12 protein-coding genes are annotated in these 18,878 nt (G+C 44.4%); 4 read left to right on the top strand and 8 right to left on the bottom strand.

Going from position 1 to position 18,878, the window contains the following annotated elements; genetic code table 11:
• Positions 1 to 240: 240 nt before the first annotated feature.
• The 6 genes from GF401_01800 to pstS (GF401_01775) form a co-directional block, all read right to left on the bottom strand.
• Entirely contained in the window at positions 241 to 4,605 is a 4,365-nt protein-coding gene (locus GF401_01800; protein ID MBD3343779.1) for a TonB-dependent receptor plug domain-containing protein, read from the bottom strand.
• A gap of 320 nt (positions 4,606 to 4,925) precedes the next feature.
• Complete coding sequence (locus GF401_01795) at positions 4,926 to 6,728, bottom strand: HAMP domain-containing protein (GenBank protein ID MBD3343778.1); 1,803 nt, start codon at positions 6,726 to 6,728, stop codon at positions 4,926 to 4,928.
• A 1-nt stretch (position 6,729) separates the two neighbouring features.
• Positions 6,730 to 7,419, bottom strand: coding sequence for a response regulator (locus GF401_01790; GenBank protein ID MBD3343777.1), 690 nt, complete (start codon positions 7,417 to 7,419; stop codon positions 6,730 to 6,732).
• Between the two features lie 28 nt (positions 7,420 to 7,447).
• Positions 7,448 to 8,296 (bottom strand): phosphate ABC transporter permease PstA, encoded by an 849-nt coding sequence (gene pstA / locus GF401_01785; protein ID MBD3343776.1) that lies wholly within the window; start codon positions 8,294 to 8,296, stop codon positions 7,448 to 7,450.
• A 21-nt stretch (positions 8,297 to 8,317) separates the two neighbouring features.
• A complete protein-coding gene (gene pstC / locus GF401_01780; GenBank protein MBD3343775.1) occupies positions 8,318 to 9,217 on the bottom strand; it encodes a phosphate ABC transporter permease subunit PstC in 900 nt (299 codons plus the stop codon).
• A gap of 54 nt (positions 9,218 to 9,271) precedes the next feature.
• Complete coding sequence (gene pstS, locus GF401_01775; protein MBD3343774.1) at positions 9,272 to 10,279, bottom strand: phosphate ABC transporter substrate-binding protein PstS; 1,008 nt, start codon at positions 10,277 to 10,279, stop codon at positions 9,272 to 9,274.
• 658 nt (positions 10,280 to 10,937) lie between these two features.
• On the opposite strand from pstS (GF401_01775), the gene GF401_01770 reads away from it, so the two are divergent.
• From GF401_01770 to GF401_01760, 3 genes are all read left to right on the top strand, one after another.
• Entirely contained in the window at positions 10,938 to 12,086 is a 1,149-nt protein-coding gene (locus GF401_01770; GenBank protein MBD3343773.1) for a hypothetical protein, read from the top strand.
• Between the two features lie 9 nt (positions 12,087 to 12,095).
• On the top strand, positions 12,096 to 12,767 hold the full coding sequence (locus tag GF401_01765; GenBank protein ID MBD3343772.1) for a hypothetical protein: 672 nt from the start codon (positions 12,096 to 12,098) through the stop codon (positions 12,765 to 12,767).
• 373 nt (positions 12,768 to 13,140) lie between these two features.
• Positions 13,141 to 13,812 (top strand): hypothetical protein, encoded by a 672-nt coding sequence (locus GF401_01760; protein MBD3343771.1) that lies wholly within the window; start codon positions 13,141 to 13,143, stop codon positions 13,810 to 13,812.
• A gap of 77 nt (positions 13,813 to 13,889) precedes the next feature.
• Here the strand turns inward: GF401_01760 and GF401_01755 are convergent, their stop codons facing one another.
• Together GF401_01755 and pstS (GF401_01750) are read right to left on the bottom strand one after the other, a co-directional pair.
• A complete protein-coding gene (locus GF401_01755; protein ID MBD3343770.1) occupies positions 13,890 to 16,421 on the bottom strand; it encodes a response regulator in 2,532 nt (843 codons plus the stop codon).
• 26 nt (positions 16,422 to 16,447) lie between these two features.
• Positions 16,448 to 17,482, bottom strand: a complete 1,035-nt coding sequence (pstS, locus tag GF401_01750; GenBank protein ID MBD3343769.1) for a phosphate ABC transporter substrate-binding protein PstS — start codon at positions 17,480 to 17,482, stop codon at positions 16,448 to 16,450.
• Between the two features lie 353 nt (positions 17,483 to 17,835).
• Here pstS (GF401_01750) and GF401_01745 point away from each other — a divergent pair, with 353 nt between their 5' ends.
• Entirely contained in the window at positions 17,836 to 18,210 is a 375-nt protein-coding gene (locus GF401_01745) for a hypothetical protein (protein ID MBD3343768.1), read from the top strand.
• Positions 18,211 to 18,878: the final 668 nt, after the last annotated feature.

Here is an 18,878-nt window from a genome sequence, read left to right as displayed (position 1 = left end):
CCTCAATATTACTATTATTAAATGTGGCTCTAATCTGATTTCCATTTGGGTATAAAAAATCTAACAGGAATATTAGGGGTCCGTGAAAGTAATGTTAGAATTGTGTTATCTGATTAACCAAACTGAAACGCTAATACAATGCTAATAATTTATACTGCCCGCATTTGTTATTAACGTGTTTGTGAGGGGTTAGGGGGTGGTTAGCCGGCAGGTCTTTTTTATGATGAAATTGAACTGTAATTAAAATGTATAACTAAAACCGAGGTAAAAGGTACGGCCGATTTCTTCCTCTTCAACTAAATAATCTTCATCATCATAATGATAAACCAATTTCTTTTTTGCGCCTAAGATGTTTTTGATTTTTGCTTTAATTGAGAAATTATCCAGGAGTGATTTGTTTCCGGTGAAATTAATCATATGCTGGGGTTTCTCCCATATCCATGGCACGGTAGGTTTTGTTAATTCTCCAAGTCGCTCACCAAAAACATTATATAAAAGATTCAGATTGAGACCAATATCACTGTTATCATAGGCAAAAAACAGATTACCCACATAAGGCGATTGTCCCTGGAACGGCCGATGGTCCGGTTCGTTAGGGAAGTATATTTCACTTTTTTTGCTCGTTCCACGGCCGGTAGTGTCATCTTTCAATTTAACGATAGAATAGGTTAATGTCAGATTGCCGGCCAACTGAAAATCACCAATGTTTTTCCTTCCTTCAAATTCAACGCCGAAAATATTTGCATCCGTATCCGTATTCCGGTGAGTAGAAATATCATTGGTTTCATCAAGGGTCGTCAACTCAATCGGTTTACGGATGATTTTATAAAAACCGCCGGCGGTAAGCAATTCTCCGGGATTCATGAACCATTCCCATCGTATGTCAACATTATCTACCAGGGAACGTTTCAAGTCGGGATTACCCTGATACGATGGTCCTCCGGCAAACGATTCGGTTTTATAAGGAGCTTTTTCCCGCAAGGACGGCCGTACAAGAGTTCTTCCGTAGGCACAACGGATATTCATGCTTTCCTTTAATTCGTAATTGAATGAGAGGCCTGGAAGAATATCATGATCATTCATCCGTGCTTCAGTACCCTCCTTGTAATCTTCAAAAATACTCCCGCCTTCCATATCGGTTACTTCGTATCTGACACCGGCAGTTGAGGAAAGCCTGCTGATAAGCGGCAATTCAAACATGCCATAGGTACTGTAAACGTTTATTTTTCCATCCCATTGCGCTTCCTGACTACTGAAAGTTTTAAATGTAACACCCCAGGTTGTGTCTTCTTTCAAGCCAATGGAGTCGAGATGGAAATATTGATCGGGAGGTATGTCCGAGTTTCTCCCGATGTATTTGAGAAGTTGATATTCGAGATATTCCTGACGCCGTTCTCTTTCCTTTCCAAACCAGAGACCACCGAATGAGAGTGTGGCCGAATCGCCGGTCCATTGATAAAAGGGCAGACTGAAATCCACTCCTGCGGTTGCAGCTTTTTCATTGAGTTCACGCCATTGGTGTGATGGTTCGCCTAAATTGGCTTCAAGCACATATGATGTGTCCACAATTCTACTACCCTCGGTGTTCCAGATATATTTGGCAAAGTAGCCGATATTGCGCAGGTCGGGTTCATTCTGGGTACTTTTTGTAAATGATGAACGCCAGGATATATCAAATGGCTGCTTTCCAAACCATATCCGGTGCTCACCTGCAGGTTGAATGTAATTAAGTGATCGTTCGATGTAATGAAGCCGGTATGCTTTGTATTCATCTCCATTGTCTTTATAGTATTCAAATTTGCCGCTGATAAATTTGGAGAGATCACTGGAGTTGCGGGTATACATATAATCAATATTGAGTGTATGATCACGGGAGGTTTTATATGCGGCGTTACACAAAGCTCCCCAGGAAATCGAATGGGCGCTTTCGTCTATTTTATAATTAGTCTGGAATCCACCCGGTTCATTATCCACCGTGTCTATCCATTTTTCAAAAAAGTATTCCCTCTGTGGCATATCTGTTGAAATATCGTAACTGTTTCCGTAATTTGCGCCGATTATAAATCCAAGAGGACGATCGAGTACCTGGAAGGTATTGCCTATTGAAAGTGAATAGCTTTGATTAAACGGGGCATGTTCCAGGTGAGGAGTCAGGGTGGTATCAAGAGATTTTGCTAGATTATTAATGACCTGTATGGTATCGACCAGTTTGTCATGTGGATCCACAAGGCGAGGATAGTATTTGCTGCTTGCAAGATTGTAATCGAAAGCGGCCGTATATTGATCAAGCTCATCTTTGGTATACGAATTAAATGGGTCCGGCAATTCACGAGTGCCGTCATCAATACCCAGCCAGTCATATTTACCGCCCTCATAGGTAAGGAATTCCTCAGAAAAGGTCGTTCCATTGTCATAACCAAGCGTAGCGCTTACAGAAAGAATGAATTTATCAGGAAACGGCTTAGTCTGAATATCGACAACACCACCGGCAAAATTACCGGGCAAATTAGGAGTGAATGTTTTATGTGTTGTTATATTTTCGATCATTCCCGCAGGAAAAAGGTCCATGTTTACAGCTTTTTTATCAGGGTCGGGACTGGGAACCGGAGAGCCATTCAGCATCGTTATGGTGTACCGTTCGGGGAGTCCTCGTATTAAGACATATTTCCCTCCCACCACCGACGCTCCCGTAACGCTTTTCATTGCATCGGCGGCATCACTCGCCCCGGTTCTTGATATTTCCTGGGCGCCGATTGCATCGGTGAAGCTGATAGCGGTCTGCCGTTCCTTGAGAAGGGCTGCGCCGGTTGTGCGCACGGCAGTACTCTTTACCACCATTTTTTGCATTTCCGTAACATCCGATTTCTCCATCTCGACAGTAATCTTCCTTTCTTTGCCCTGTTCAATGGTAATTTCGGGCATTGTTACGGTCGCAAATCCTTCCTGGCTTATTACCAGAGAATAGCTCCCCGGTCTGATTCCTGTGATGCGGAAAAGGCCTTTAAAATCGGTTACTCCCCGATAGGGAGTAGTCTGAAGCACGGCATTGGCCCCTACAACCGGTTCGCCGTTTTCTTTTGATACAACCTTACCCACCAGAGTTCCCCGGTTTTCACCGGTTTGCTGCTCATCGGTTGAGCCGGTAAGCTCCACAGCGAAATTCTGAACATTCATGTCTTCGGGAAGAATATTGATATCGCGACGGCATAAAGTATCAGACCCCGCTTTGTAGCCACAGAGCGTATACGAGCCGGCGGTCGGTGGAACCTGCTCGAGCGTATAAAAACCCTCGACATCGGTGGTATCGATATGCGAGGTGCCGCGGAGAAATATAACAACGTCTTGCAGTGGAGAATCATCATATATCGAGACAATTCTTCCGGTAATTGTTCCCGGGCGGGAAAACCAGGCATCCATATCGGCATCATTGAGACGACGGGGCTCAAGTGCGATCCCCATCTCTTTTTCTTCACCCGGCGCAAGCTCGATGCCGGTAGCGGCATAGGCATCGTATCCTTTCAACAGGCTTATCAGCGTATAGGACCCTTCGGGGATACTGTCCAGAACATATTTCCCTGTCGAATCGCTCTGAGTTTTAAAATCGGTTCCTTCAAAGAACACCGGCACGTTAGCAAGCGGTTCACCGGTTTTTGCATCTGTGACTTTTCCGCCAAGGGAAGCGAATTTTATATTGTCAAGGTCTTCAGCCGTTTGATTTCCACCTTCTTTTCGAAGATAAATGGTCAACTTTGTGGTACTGTCTTTATGGACCATGACATCCTTGATTTCGGTATCATCGTACCCGGTTAAAGCGATAGTAACGATTTGATTTCCAACAGGCACCTTGGGGAGGGTAAACCGGCCGTCAATATCGGTATAAGTCCAGACCGGGGTTCCTTTCACATAGATATTTGCAGCAGCGAGAGGTTGACGGGTTTCCATTTCGATAACGGTGCCGGATATGGACCCTTTTTCCGTATCGGTTTCTTCCACATATGCACCGAATCGACGGCGATGGGGTCCTATGCCGATCACTTTTTCAGTTACTTTTTTAGGTTTAACCTCGATATCGGTTATCGAAGCCGATTCAAACCCCCGCCGGCCGGCAATAATTGAATATGTTCCCGATGGAACCACCGCAAAACTGAACTTGCCCAGCGAATCGGTCGTTGTTTTAAAATCGGTACCTTCCAGAAAGACCATTACATTTTCAACAGGATCGCCGGTTTGGGCATTGGAAATTTTCCCATGTAGAAATCCGCCGTTTTGAGTGGCTATTCCCCTGGGCTGCAACTGTATGGTATCCTGCTCTGTTTCGCCGGGAGAAACAACAATATCTTCAATGCGATGTTCTTTATATCCAGAGGTAGTAATTACAAGCGTATAGGTGCCCGGTTGAATACTGTCCAGAATGAATTTGCCCTTTAAATCGGTATGGGTCCAGTAATCTGTATCTTCAAGGTAAACAAATGCAGCGACACAGGGAGACTGATCATCAACATCAACAACAGTGCCTTTAATTATTTGAGCCCATACCGTAACCGGAAATAAAATAAAAATGGAAAGTGATATTATCACCCGGTTTATGGTGCATTGTCTTGCCACGAAAACAGCTCCTTTATAATGAATGCCTCAGGTGGAGAAAATCAGAAATGGATATCTGCCTTAACCAGATAAAAAAATGCATCGGTTTTGCATGATTTACCGTCTCCCGGGTCCATCATAAATCTGGTTTTGTGCACTCTTCAGCCTTTCGGGTAAGGAATAAAACTTGTTGAAATGTACATATTATAAGGCAGACAGTAAAAAGTACCTGTGTAATGTTAGAATTATCTTTATGAAATGTTTGGATTGTGTTAGCAGCCAAACATTCAGTTTGTACATATTTGCTCAAATTCAGAAACATGAGTCTCACTCTGGAGCAGTCAGGATGCAGTATTATTGGCAGCTTTGGCAAGGTGGAGCGAAAAAATCGAACCTTTGCCTATGTTGCTTTCAACACTCACATTTCCTTTATGGGCAAGAATGATATGTTTTACTATTGCCAGGCCGAGTCCGGTACCGCCGAGTTTTCGGCTGCGGGCTTTGTCGACCCGGTAGAATCGTTCGAACAGACGATCAAGGTGTTTCCGGTCGATTCCATGACCCTGGTCCTCAACAGCAATTCGTACCTCTTCCTTATCGGCAATAGCTTTAACGGTAATATCTTTGCCTTCTTCACTGTATTTGATTGCATTGTCGATTAAATTAATAATCGCCTGTTCGATCAGAAAGGGGTTGATCAGTGCCGAAATGGAGTTGCCGCAATCGAGATTTATGGTGATTTTCTTATCATCGGCTTTTTTCTGGCATACAAGAATCGCCTCTTTGATTACCGGGGTCAAATGAGTCTCTTCAAGCTCGAGTCCCTGTTTTTCGTCATCTTTTTCGATTTTTGAGAGAATCAATAAATCCTGGATAATTGAGTTGAGCCGGTCGACCTGCGTCGCAATGATGTGTAGGAAGCGCATTCGATCCTTATCATTATCCACACCGCCGCCCAGCAATGTCTCAACAAAACCATGAATAGAAGTAAGCGGAGTTCTCAGCTCATGGGATACATTAGCGACAAAATCTTTTCTGATATTCTCGAGCCGTTTCATTCTGGTAACATCGTTGAGTACTACCAGTGCACCGATTGTGTTTTCCTTGTTGCCGTGAAGGACTGTTCCATGGAGTTGTATGAACATCTCTTTTTTATCCGAAGACATCAACACAATTTCTTCTTCAATATTCTGCATCTGTTCCAACTGAAGAGCGCTTTTGACAAAACGCTGGATATCACTGTTTCTGATTGCTTCCTGAATGAGTCTTCCTGTGATATTGTCCCGGTCGATATCAAGCATCGATGCCGCGGCCTCATTAAGGCTGATTACATATTCATCGTGTGTAACAGCAATAACTCCTTCGACCATGCACGAAAGAATCGCCTCTTTTTCGCTGTGTTGACGGGTAATTGTGGTAATTCTTTCGTCGAGTTGTATCGCCATGGTATTCATTGCTTCGGCGAGTTTCCCCAGTTCATCTGTGTTGGGCACTGCAAGTTTTTGTTTCAATTCACCGGAGGCAAATCTCTCTGCTCCCTGCTTCAACTCTTCAACAGGCCGGCTGAATCGGCGTGAAATGACAACACTGATCAGTCCTATTATGATGACAATCATCACACTGGCCAAAAAAACGCCGAAAAAGGTTGCATGAAGGGCTTTTGTGATGAATTCTACGGGCAGAGAAGTACGTAAAACAGCTTTGATATTGTTGTTGATATATATAGGAAGGGCAACATACATTAAATTTCGTTGAAGGGTAGCGCTGAATCTGATTGCCATTCCCTTGTGGCCGCCAAAGGCAGTGATTATCTCGGGACGGTTGGCATGATTATCCATAGTTTCGGGGTCCCGTTCCGAATCACCAACCACCAGACCGCTGGGAAGAATGACGGTTATCCGGGTCCGGCTCTTTTTCCCCTTTGCCACACAGAAACTATCGATTTCAGCATAGGCATCATTTTTCACATATTCTGTGATCTCATCTTGAACAAGCAGTGCTCGTGCTTTAAGGTCCATCTCTGTCTGATTGAGATGAAAGGAGCGGAATGTTGTTGCAGCATAGAGGGTAATAAACGCCAGAGCAAGAAAAGTAATGATCAGATAGGACGGATAAATATGCCAGAAAAGCTGTTTTCTTCGCATCTCACATTTCCTTGAACCGGTATCCAACACCGCGGACAGTTTCGATATACTGGCTGAAATTACCGAGTTTTTTTCTGAGGCCCACCACTAAAACATCAACACTTCTGTCGGTTACCGGATAATTATCCCCCCGCACGGCATCGACAATCTGATAGCGGGTAAATGCCCATCCCGGACGACTCGCTAAAAAATGAAGTACCTTGAATTCGGTATACGTAAGATCGACCCGCCGTCCGTTGATCGTTACCTCATGTCTTCCCGGATGGATCAGGATTTCTCCCATTGTCACAGGCTGATCTTCATCGACCGACTCACGGGATTTTCTCCGCAGGACCGCTCTGATCCGGGCAACCAGGACCCGGGGGCTGAACGGTTTTACAATATAATCGTCGGCTCCCAGTTCAAGCCCGGATACGATATCGGCTTCTTCACCCTTTGCCGTCAGTATTATCAACGGCACTCCCTGGGTCTTCTGGTCCTTTTTCAGTATCCGTGAAACTTCAAGACCATCCATCCCAGGTAACATCAGATCGAGAAGAATGAGATCCGGCTGTTTTGCGCGGATTTTCTTAAGCGCTTCTTCGCCACTGGTTACCCCGGTAGGACGATATCCTTCCTTGGATAAATTGTAGACGGTAAGTTCGAGAATATCCTCCTCATCCTCGACTATCAATATTTCCTCACGTGCCATGTTTTTCCTCTCGTTATCGATGATATATTTAAAACGTCACTTTCCATCGGTGTGAGATTCCTTTTGCCGTAAGATTTACAATAAAGACAAAGGCCACAAGAATAAACGATCCCCCCCAGGCAAGCGAAAGCCATTCCTCATAGGGAGAACGACCATAATTAAATATGATTAAGGGAAGCGAGCTGATAGGTTTAAATAGATCGGTACTCATGAATGAATTACCGAAAGCGGTAAACAGCAATGGGGCGGTTTCTCCGGCTATTCGGGCCATACCCAGAAGGCCGCCGGTGATAATTCCTCCCATTCCCGCGGGAAGTATTACTTTCAGAACGGTCAGATAATAGGGGGCGCCTAATCCATACGAAGCTTCTTTGAGCGATGTTGGTATCAGTTTCAGCGTTTCTTCGGCCGTGCGGACAATAACAGGAAGCATTATTACGGCAAGGGCTACACCCCCCGAAAAGGCTGAAAAGGTTCCGATAGGTTTGACCAGCCATAGGTAGGCGATAATCCCAATTACAATGGATGGAATGCCATGGAGAATTTCAACACAAATTCTTACCCCATAGGCAAGAGGACTTTTGTTGTTTTCGGCCATGAAAATTCCGGCCATAATCCCCGTGGGCAGTGCGAGTATCGATGCAAGAAGAAGCAGTATGAAGGTACCTGCAATTCCATTGGCAATACCACCACCCTCTTCACCCAATGGTTTGGGAATGCTTGTAAGGAACTCCCAGTTTACTGAGGCGATGCCCTGTTTGAAAATATAAAAAAGAATCAAGATCAGCGGGACTATTGCCAAAAGCGATAAACCGATCACAAATGATTTAAATAGTATATTGATAAGAAGTCTGTTTCCAGTATTTTTTTCAATCATACCTATAAATATTATTATCGTTCATGTTGTTGTTCCAAATCGTTTAATCGATTCCCGGCCAAGAACACTGATAAGTGCTGAAACAGCGAAAAGCAGTAAACCGATTTCAATGAGCGATGACATATAGAGTTCACCAGTCGCTTCGCTGAATTCATTTGCTATTACACTTGCCATTGTATTTGCCGGACTGAATATGCTGTCGGGAATAATATTGGCATTTCCTATGACCATTGTTACCGCCATTGTTTCTCCAAGACCCCGTCCGAGTGCAAGGACTAAACCGGCGAATATTCCGGAACGGGCAGAGGGGAGAATGATTCTTTTAATGACCTCAAAACGGGTTGCCCCCAGTGAATAGGCGGCTTCTTTTGCTTCATGGGGCACCATACTGATTACTTCACGGGCCAGCGATGCCGAATAGGGGATAATCATGATTGCAAGAACAATTGACGCTGTCGCTATGCCTATGCCCAGGGGGGGCACTTGTAGTTTCATTTCAAGCATTCTGATAAATGGTACAAGATAAAAAAATGCCCAGAAACCGAATATAACCGATGGAATTCCGGCTAATAATTCAACCATACTCCTGAAAAAACCGGAAAATCTGCCCTTTCGATAATATTCTCCTAAAAAGAGGGCAAGGGCAAGTGAAAAGGGGGTGGAAATCAAAAGCGCCAGAAAGGACGTGAATAGCGTGCCGACAATAAAAGGCAATGCGCCGAATTCACCATGAACCGGATCCCATGTTTTGCCGATTAAGAATTTGAGCCCGAATTCTTTGATTGACGGCAATGCATTGACTGTAAGCGTAATAAAAAAGCCCGCAACTACTCCTATGATAATTATAGGTGCAATGTAGAGCGCTTTTCGGAAAAGGTTTTCTCTTCGCTCGAAATATTTGTTTTTCACTTGCCGGGATATATTCACAGATTCCTCAATAGTACTACAATAACCAAAACCAAAACCAATTTACTCTCATTTTTTTATTTTTTGTTCTCCATAGGTTACTGAAGAAATAAGCTTTTCGGCAGCCGGGACAACTTTTGCCGGCAGAGGGGCGTAATCCAGTGCCTTGGTAAATTTTTGTCCTTCGTGAGTCATCCACCAGAGGAGGTCAACCAATGCCTTTGCTTTTACTTTTGAACGATTTTTGTATTTCTGATCCTTGTAAAGAATGACCCAGGTAAACCCGATTATGGGATATCCGTTTTCATTGGAAGTATTGGTGAGGGTAACACGGGTATCTTCCGGTACCTCTTCGGGAGCTGCCGCGATAGTCGATTCCAGGGATGGCGCAATAAAATTACCCGAGGCGTTTTGAATTTGTGCTCGGGCCATATTGTTTTGGATTGTATAGGCAAGTTCGCAATATCCAATGCTGCCGGGAAGTTGTTTAACCAGCCCCGTAACTGCTTCATTACCTTTTGCACCAAGCCCCTTGGGCCAATTGACCGCCTTGCCCCGACCAACCATCTGCTTCCACAGGGGGCTGATTTTTGAAAGATAATCGGTGAAAATAAACGTTGTCCCACTGGCGTCTGCACGATGAACAATGATGATATTTAATTTTGGAAGTTTGATATCCGGATTGATGCGCTTGATTTTTTCGTTATTCCAGGCAGTGATTTTCCCCATAAAGATGTCGGCAATTATCTCAGGGGTAAGTTTCAACATCGGATTTCCGGGGATATTATAGGTGATGGCTACAGCTCCAAGGCAAACAGGTATATGGAGAATTTTGTCGAATTTATTCAATTCTTCTTCGCTGATAAAAGCATCGGTACCCCCGAAATCGACAGTTTTATTCTGAAGCTGACGAATTCCTCCTCCCGACCCGATTGGCTGATAATTAATGCGTACATCCTTCTCTTTGGAATATACGGAAAACATCTTCGAGTAGAGAGGGTATGAGAACGTTGCTCCGGCGCCTAAAATTTCCAGCGGCCCCGCCGTAAGCATTCCGGCCAGAAGAAGGATGTGCATAGAAACTGCAAATGGATGATATGGCTTTATTTTCATTATTGTGCCTCCGGCATATGTGCGAATTCAGTAAGAAAAATTATTCGATAAGTAATTGATTACAACTATTTAAATTTTTTAATAAATACCTCCTTTCAATTCGTATAATGCTAGTATTATGTTAGAGTTATGTTTGTGGATTTTTCTCAAAAAATACTTCGGGCCCAGTAATTATAATGAGTTAAGGCGATTATTAGTGATTTTGCTATTGACTGGTTTGTGCGATTTTCGTTAGGATGCAAACATACAAAAGGCCGATAATTCATACCTGCCACGGTTTGCTTTGATTCATATTTTTGCACACGAAGGTGCAAAAATACAGGATACAACCATATATAAATTATGTATTTTCGATATATTAAAACCAGACCGGTTCTTTAGTGAAAAATTTCTCTTAAGACTCGTTGAAAATGTTCATGAAAGAAATGTTAAAATGCTTACAAAATAAATTTACAAAAAGGTGTGGTTGCAGTCAAAAAAAAATATAAATCATTTAGGTATGCGGTGCGCCGAAATATATTTTAAAATCCTGCGGTTTAAAACTCTCAATACTCAACCGCCGGAAATGAATCTTCTTTGACAAATTCTAACTCCTTATGCAACAAATTCATGGAAAATTTTTATGTCTGAAGAGCGCGGTTTCAACGAGCACCTTGTTCGTGTCCTGAAAATTATCGGCGTATTTGTCCTGCTGTATCTTTTTCTGGTCAGCATCAAAATGATGGGGTCATCGTTTAAAATGTTCGGCAAAGGATTTGCCGAGGGCCTCATTACTTCAACCTCCCATCCCGTTGTCGGTCTTTTTATCGGCATTCTGGCAACGAGTCTTGTTCAGAGTTCATCGACGGTAACGTCGCTTGTTGTCGGCTTTGTGGGTGGGGGCGCTCTTCCTCTGGCCTATGGCATTCCCATAATCATGGGCGCGAATATTGGGACCAGTATCACCAATACCCTGGTATCGCTAACATTTGTGACACGAAAAGAAGATTTCAAGCGTGCCTTTGCCGGTGCAACGGTCCACGATTTCTTTAACCTGTGCGCGGTAACTTTACTCTTTCCGCTGGAGCTGCAGTTTCATATTATTGAAAAGATGGCACTCTGGCTCACGGGGATATTTCAAAATACCGGCGGCGCTAAATTTACCAGTCCTCTCAAGCATATTATCGATCCGGTAGTTCATGCCATTCAAGACCTATTGACTGAAGTTATCGGGTTAAGTAACACACCGGCTGCTGTTATTCTTCTTATTATCGCTGTCGTTTTCCTGATCTGTTCGCTGGTATTTCTCGTCAAAACCATGCGGTCGATGATTATTTCCAAGGCTGAAGGTGTTGTCGATAAATTCCTTTTCCGGAATGATTTTGTTTCCCTCCTGATCGGTATGGCGCTGACCGTTGCGGTGCAGAGCAGCTCGGTGACAACATCTCTGATCGTTCCGCTTATCGGTGCAGGTATCGTTTCCTTGCGACGTTGTTATCCTTTTACCCTCGGCGCCAACCTTGGCACCACCTGTACGGCGCTTCTTGCCTCCCTGGCGACGGTGAGTGCCGCTGCTGGCGGAGAAGTCAATACAATCGGGGTTACAGCGGCATTTGCTCATCTGTCATTCAATATACTGGGAATAGCGATATTTTATCCCCTTCGTATCATACCGATTACATTGGCCAAAAAACTTGCCGGTGTAGCGACTGAATCAAAAATCTGGGCTGCTGCTTTTATAATTGGTGTTTTCTTTATATTACCGCTGTCATTAATTGCGCTTATGAGGTAGGAGGTATCAATGCTTAAAGAAATATTTAACTTATGGAAAGATCATGAACTTATGTCGAAAGCCGTGAGTATTTTTGGAGACATGCTCACTGAATGCTACGATTTGTTTGAAAGTTCATGGCAGGTATTCAAAGGTAAAGAACTCTCTGAAAGCGAAAATGAGCTTATTCATAAGCAAGATAAGGCAATTAATGAAAAAGAACGGGAAATCCGCCGTCTTCTGGTCGAGCATCTTTCAATGCATCCCGGAGATGACGCTTCCGGATGTCTTGCCCTTATGAGTGTTATCAAAGACGCCGAGAGAATCGGCGATCATTCCAAAAACATTTACGATCTTGCATTTTTAGCGAAAGACGTTCTGTCGAATTTGCCTTACGAAAAGGAATTCAATGAAATCCATGATAATATCGCTCTCTCGCTTCGAAGTTTGTCGGAGGCTTTTACCGAATCCGATGAATCGATAGCCCGGGAAATACTCAATCGCTACCTGAAAACCAAACCCATGTGCAACACCATTGTAAAAGAAACATTTTCCACCGATATTCCGCGAAAAGAAGCTATCGCTACTGTTTTGCTGGCCCGCCATCTCAAACGGATTTATTCTCATGTCAGTAATGTGGCATCAGGCATTTTCTATCCTCTCGATAAAATCGATTTTGTCCGTGCCGGTCTGATTGATTAAGCTCAGTTGCTGGTTACCAATGAACGGATAGAACGAGCATAATTAATAGTATCCCAAATTTGAGGTAAATCGTTCAGCCTATTATCGCTTTCTTACAGCCCTGATTCTACTTTTTTAAGAATTCTACTTACAATTTGCATATCACCTAATCATATGCTAACAATAATTAAACAATTTCCTAACATATGTTCAGGACAATAAGTATTTTATTAAAGAGCCATATTAGTTCTAAATCCTTGATCTAATTTGAGTTTTTTCATAAAACCTGATATTTCAGAAATTCCTTGTTTCTACACCAAGCTCAGGCTTATGACCTGGCATTTATTTTGCTTGGATAATTGAAAAAATTTTTATTCCATAAGAGGAACATATTATGCTGAAAGAAATGACGCTGCTCTGGAAAGAAAATACTATAATGACAAAGGCAACCGCAGCCTTCAGTTCCATGCTCGAAGATTGCTCTATGCTATTTAGTAAAAGCTGGAATGTCTTTTGCAAAAAGCTGGAATTGGAGCATCATAAAGACGACATACGAGCGCGTGATAAGTCGATTAATGAAAAGGAGCGGGAAATTCGCCGCCTTCTGGTCGAGCACCTGAGTCTTAATCCCGGTATAGATTCGTCGGGGTGCCTTGCGCTTATGAATATGGTCAAGGACGCCGAGCGAATTGGTGATTATTCAAAAAATATTTTCGATCTGTCGGTGATGGCAAACGGGAAATCGCGAAATCTATATCATTCGGAACAAATAGAAACGATACGGGAAAATATCGAAATCTCCCTGAGTGAATTGCATCAAGCATTTAAATTGTCGGATGATAAACTTGCAAAGCGTATCCTCGACCGGTATATCCGGACAAAACCGGTATGCCGGGAAATTGTGCGCAATATCTACGATGAAGATGTTTCAAAGGATGACGCGCTTGTGGGAGTTCTTCTGACTCAGTATCTCAAAAGAATCAATTCTCACATTGGAAACGTGGCCTCAGGCATTATTTTTCCGCTGGACAAGATAGACTTTGTCCGTACCGGTCTTCTGGAGTGAGGCATAACAGAACGGGCCGGAAACTGAGTGCAGCAGAACCAGCGGCCACTTCCACCAACCCGGGAGGACCCCATTGCTCAACCACTCCATTCATAATTATGGCTGACTGAAGGTTTTCCCGCTACCTTTTTGTCGAGGATGTCTCTGACGATTTTTCCTATTGCGGTGGGCTCGAAAGGTTTCATGATATATTCGGCAATTCCAATCGCCTTTGCCTGCTCTTTTGACAATGTTTCGCTGAAACCCGTGCATAAGATCACCGGCATATCCGGGCGAAGCAACAGGACCTCTTTTGCAATCTCACCGCCGGTCATTCCCGGCATCGTCTGATCGGTAATCACCAGATCGAAATCACGGGGATTACCCCTGAAAAGATTGAGCGCTTTTTGGTTGTTTGTTGTAGCGGTTACACAGTACCCCAATTCGGTAAGCACCTCAGCGGCAAGATCGACAATCACCTGCTCATCATCGATGAAAAGTATCCTTTCTGCATTGCCTTTTCTTAATTTCTCGACAGGTCCATTCTTAATATTTTGAATATTTATCGGTGACTTTGGCAGATAGACATGAAATGTGGCGCCTTCACCTACCCTGTTTTCCACTGATATGGCGCCATCACACGATTTCACGATCCCGTGGACGACCGCAAGCCCCATTCCTGTGCCTTCGCTGTGACCCTTTGTCGTGAAAAACGGGTCGAATATCCTGTTTAAAACCGCAGGATCGATTCCCGATCCACTGTCCTGGACCGATAGACGGATATACTCCTTTTCCTTCAGCTCGGTACCGGCCGACCAGCCGAGTATCGGACCTTTGTGCTCGCACAGAATAACCTCAAGTACACCGCCGGTCGTGCGCATCGCATGGGCCGCATTCGTGCAGAGATTCATTATCACCTGGTGGAATTCGGTCGGATCGATTATCACAGAATCTTCATCTGTTTCAATACTTGACTTTATTTCGATTGTTGTGGGAAACGATGCCCTGAGGAGTTTGAGTACTTCTTTGATAATCAGATTCAGATGAAGCTGTTTTCGCTGGGTCTCACTTTTCCGCCCGAACGTAAGAATCTGCATGGCCAGATCGCGAGCGCGCTGTGCTGCCTGAAGTATCTGATTTACATATTGCTTCAGATTGGTGTGATCGTCGGGGATAAATTTCAGAAGAAGCTCACTGTAGCCCATGATCGGCATGAGAATATTGTTGAAATCGTGCGCAATGCCTCCGGCAAGCGTGCCGATGGCTTCCATTTTCTGTGCCTGGCGAAGGCGCAGCTCACTTTCACGGAGTGCTTCCTGTAACGTTTCATCACGAATCACGATTACCCACGATTTGCAGTGGCTGTGCTCATCTTTTATCGGCGTTACGACAATTTCGGCCGGAAGCCAACTGCCATCTTTGCGTCTCAGCCGGTATTCGCCGGTATGAAATCCTCTTTCGGAAACCGATGCATGAAGTGATTCGATAAATGCCTCTGCAAAGCTTTTATCCGCATGAAGTTCCGGTGGAGCAAGCAGCATCAATTCTTTATGGGAATACAACAACATATCGGCGGCAGCCCTGTTGCAGCTTAACACTTTATCTCCCGATGGCGTAATAACAATGAGGCCGTCACGCATGCTGGCAATCATGTTGCGCAACAACTGATGCGACTGCCGCATCGCCTCCTCGGCATTGCTCCGCATGGCAATCTGGTTTTTCAGCTCCCGGTTTTTCTGCGACAGCTCTGCGGTCTGCTTTTTTATCTGACGCCTGAGAACAATACTTGTCAGAACAAAAATGAGCAACAGGGCAATACCAGCGGCGCCCGCCCAGATAATCCATCGGGGAAATTCCCACGAATCGGAATCGGCCAGCATGCGGTTGATAAGCGTATAGTAATATGAATACGGATCATCTTTGAGCATGCCGATATTATAATCCAGCGTTGTGAGGACCTCCGGATACGCATTTTTCGGGGCTGCAAAACGGAGCTGCACCGGCGACAGGATAATCGGCGTGATCTGTATCGCATATTCGTCTTCGTTGGCAACCGCAAAAAGCCGGTCAACCGCACCGGCATCGATCCATTTGTTCTCCAGCGCCTTGAAAATATCATCATAATGGCTGAACTCGACAAAGTGGCAGCGGATATTGAACCCTTTGATCAGCGCCCTGAGGTCATGATTATAGGGGTCATCCTTGACAACTCCAAGATATTTGCCTTCAAAATCGAGAATGGTCTGAATTACCGATTTGTCGCTGGGAACATATATTTTCGCCCAGGTGGAGATGACCGTTTCCTTTGTAAAATCATATTTTTTATGGGCCTCGTTGGAATAAGGCGCTGCGACCAGAATGTCTAATTTGCTGTCTTCAAGCCATTCGAAACATTCCTGAAGTGTTCCCGGGACATAGTCGATATGCCAGTTTTCCTTGTTGGCAATTCTGTTTAACAGTGCGATAAAAACACCTTCTTCAGGCGCGGTCTGGTCGGATGATATCAGCGGTGTGGTATGGCTGAGCGGGTAAAAGTTGTACACTCCAACCCTGAGCGAAATGAGCGAATCGTTCGCCTGTATCGCGCAGAAGAATATCGTGGTGCATAACAGTGTTATTCGTATTTTCATAGCAGATTCCCGATGCCGGACACAGGTTATTTTTTTAAAGGTTTGCCCGAAAATGTCATTGACTGAACCAGCTCATTCGCCCGCTGCACAGCATTGCCCGGCAGTGGTGCATAATACAATTGGCTGGTGTATTGCTGTCCTTTTTTGAGCATCCACTCGAAAAAATCCTGCATTATCATTGCCCGCTCTCCCGGTCTGCTGTCGTACGCCTGCTCCCGGTAAAAAATAAGATATGTAAAGGCGCTGATCGGATACCCGTGGGTGGCATCGGTATTGACAAGCAATTTCCTTGTGTGTAAAGGGATGTTGACCTGTGCCGCCGAAGACACCGACTCCATAGTCGGAACAATGAATGCCCCCGCCTTGTTTCTGATTGCTGCTGTGGGAAGATTATGCTGCTGGGCATGGGACAATTCGACATACCCGATGCTTCCGGGGATTTTTTTGATAAATTCAACTATGCCGGGACTTCCCTCAACACCCATTCCTGTCGGCCACCGAACGACCTTGCCGCTGCCGATATTTTTCTCCCAGTATTCACTGATTTCACATAAATATGAGGTGAATATAAAGCTGGTGCCGCTGCTTTCGGAGCGGTGAATGATCGCGATATCGATTGCCGGAAGATTAGCTGTGGGATTGGCCTTCACAATCCTCTTATCGGTCCATTTCTGCACCCGTCCTAAGAAAATATCGGCCAGCAGCTCGGGCGGAAACTGGAGGTTGGGAGTTTTGGGAAGGTTATAGGCTATCACCACCGCACCGATACAGGTGGGAATGTGGATAATCGGCTCCTTGATTTTTGCCAGTTCCTGTTCGGTAAGATAGGCGTCGGTCGCGCCGAAATCAACCTCTTTATCAAGGAGTTGCTTTATCCCTTTCCCCGAGCCGATCGGCTTGTAATCAATCCGCGTGCCTGTCTGGTTCTGATATTCTTCAATCCACTTTTTATACAGAGGATAGGGAAATGTGGCGCCTGAGCCCGTAAGAATGATCTCAGATCCTAAGGAGACAAAAACAGAGCAGGCAATTAAGAGACAACAGATAATGGTTCCCGGCAAAACAGACCTTTGGCTCGAATCAGAATTACAATAAGGTAAATCAAATTTAACGCTTAAATGTTAAGAAACTATTAAAGAATGATTTAAAAACAGTTAAGCGCAATTTAACAGATTTAATAAAGCCTAACATAATCTTAAAGCCCATCTAATTCAACCGTATTATTTTCAAGCTAATTTGCGTATGAAAAAGAGAGGATGAATGAAAATATGAAGTAATGGGGTAGTGGAGCAGTGGAGTTTAACAAAACGACTTACGACCCATCAACCCCTTCCTCCACCACACCATCTTTGCAGGAGAGTTTATCAATTATGGTGCATATAAAAAATTCAAACAAGCTAAGGAAAACTCACCAATGAACGAATGGTATGGCCGCAACCGGAGAAAACCGGATACATTGCGAATCGAGCAGTTTTGTCCTTCGTGGATAGAGCACCACGGAAAAGTGCACAATGCGTTTTTAGCCGAGCTTTCCGGAACCGGGGCTAAGTTTGTTGCGCCCGAAGCCGCCGGCCGCCTGCTTTTGCGCAAAGGCGAAGAGATCACAGTCGATATCTGGACCCAGCACGGGGTCACCTCCTGCAAAGGCATTGTCCGGTGGACTGAAACCGACGGTTGCGAATACCGGTGGGGGATAGAATTTACCGAACTGTCGCGGAATCCCAATGATCCGCTCCGGGTGATTTTGCAGGATGGGGAGTTGTTTGAGTATATAGAAAGATCTGCTTGAAAAACATCATAATCCTATGTATATGACAGGACCATCTGCAAATGAAACGCATTGTGTAAAGAAAAGCCTTACCAAATATTCATTTCCTTTTTATTCATAGTGCTTTTCCCTTAAATCTGCAGTCGGCTTTTTATTGCGGTCGATTATTTTGCATCATTCACAAATTTAATAGCTATATTGTCTCCTCCGACAACTAATTTAAACGGTTTATCGGCCAGTGCTGAGAAAGTGAAATACAGTATTTTCTCCCTGCGCGTTATTAACGTGCATCAAAGTGAGACCGGGTCGTTTCAGCACGCTGTAAGGAATTTTCAGGCGGGTTTGGTTTCTGCATTGAACGGCATGCACCATTCTGCCGCTTGCGTCGAAAAATCGAACAGCATCAAGAACTGAGCCGGAGGAGAGCACCCCTGCTTTCAACCTCAGCGAACTGCGAAAGTCATTCGGGAATTTAACCGGGTTATGCACCGGAAGTATGGGATCCAAATCCGGTACATCCAGCCAGCCATCTTCGGCAAATCCTGAATCGACTTCCACATATCCGGCAACAAAGTCAATATGTTCTTCCGAATTTATCGATTTGTCGCTTGTTGTAAGGATTTGCAGCATGGTCTTGTCATTCAGATTGAGCAGTACAATCTCTTCTCCTCTCTGTTTATCTGTCCACC

It is taken from the genome of Chitinivibrionales bacterium (assembly GCA_014728215.1).
In the GTDB taxonomy this organism is placed as follows: Bacteria; Fibrobacterota; Chitinivibrionia; order Chitinivibrionales; family WJKA01; genus WJKA01.
The sequence above is the reverse complement of the archived record's forward strand: the minus strand, read 5'-3'. Positions and strand labels throughout refer to the sequence as shown.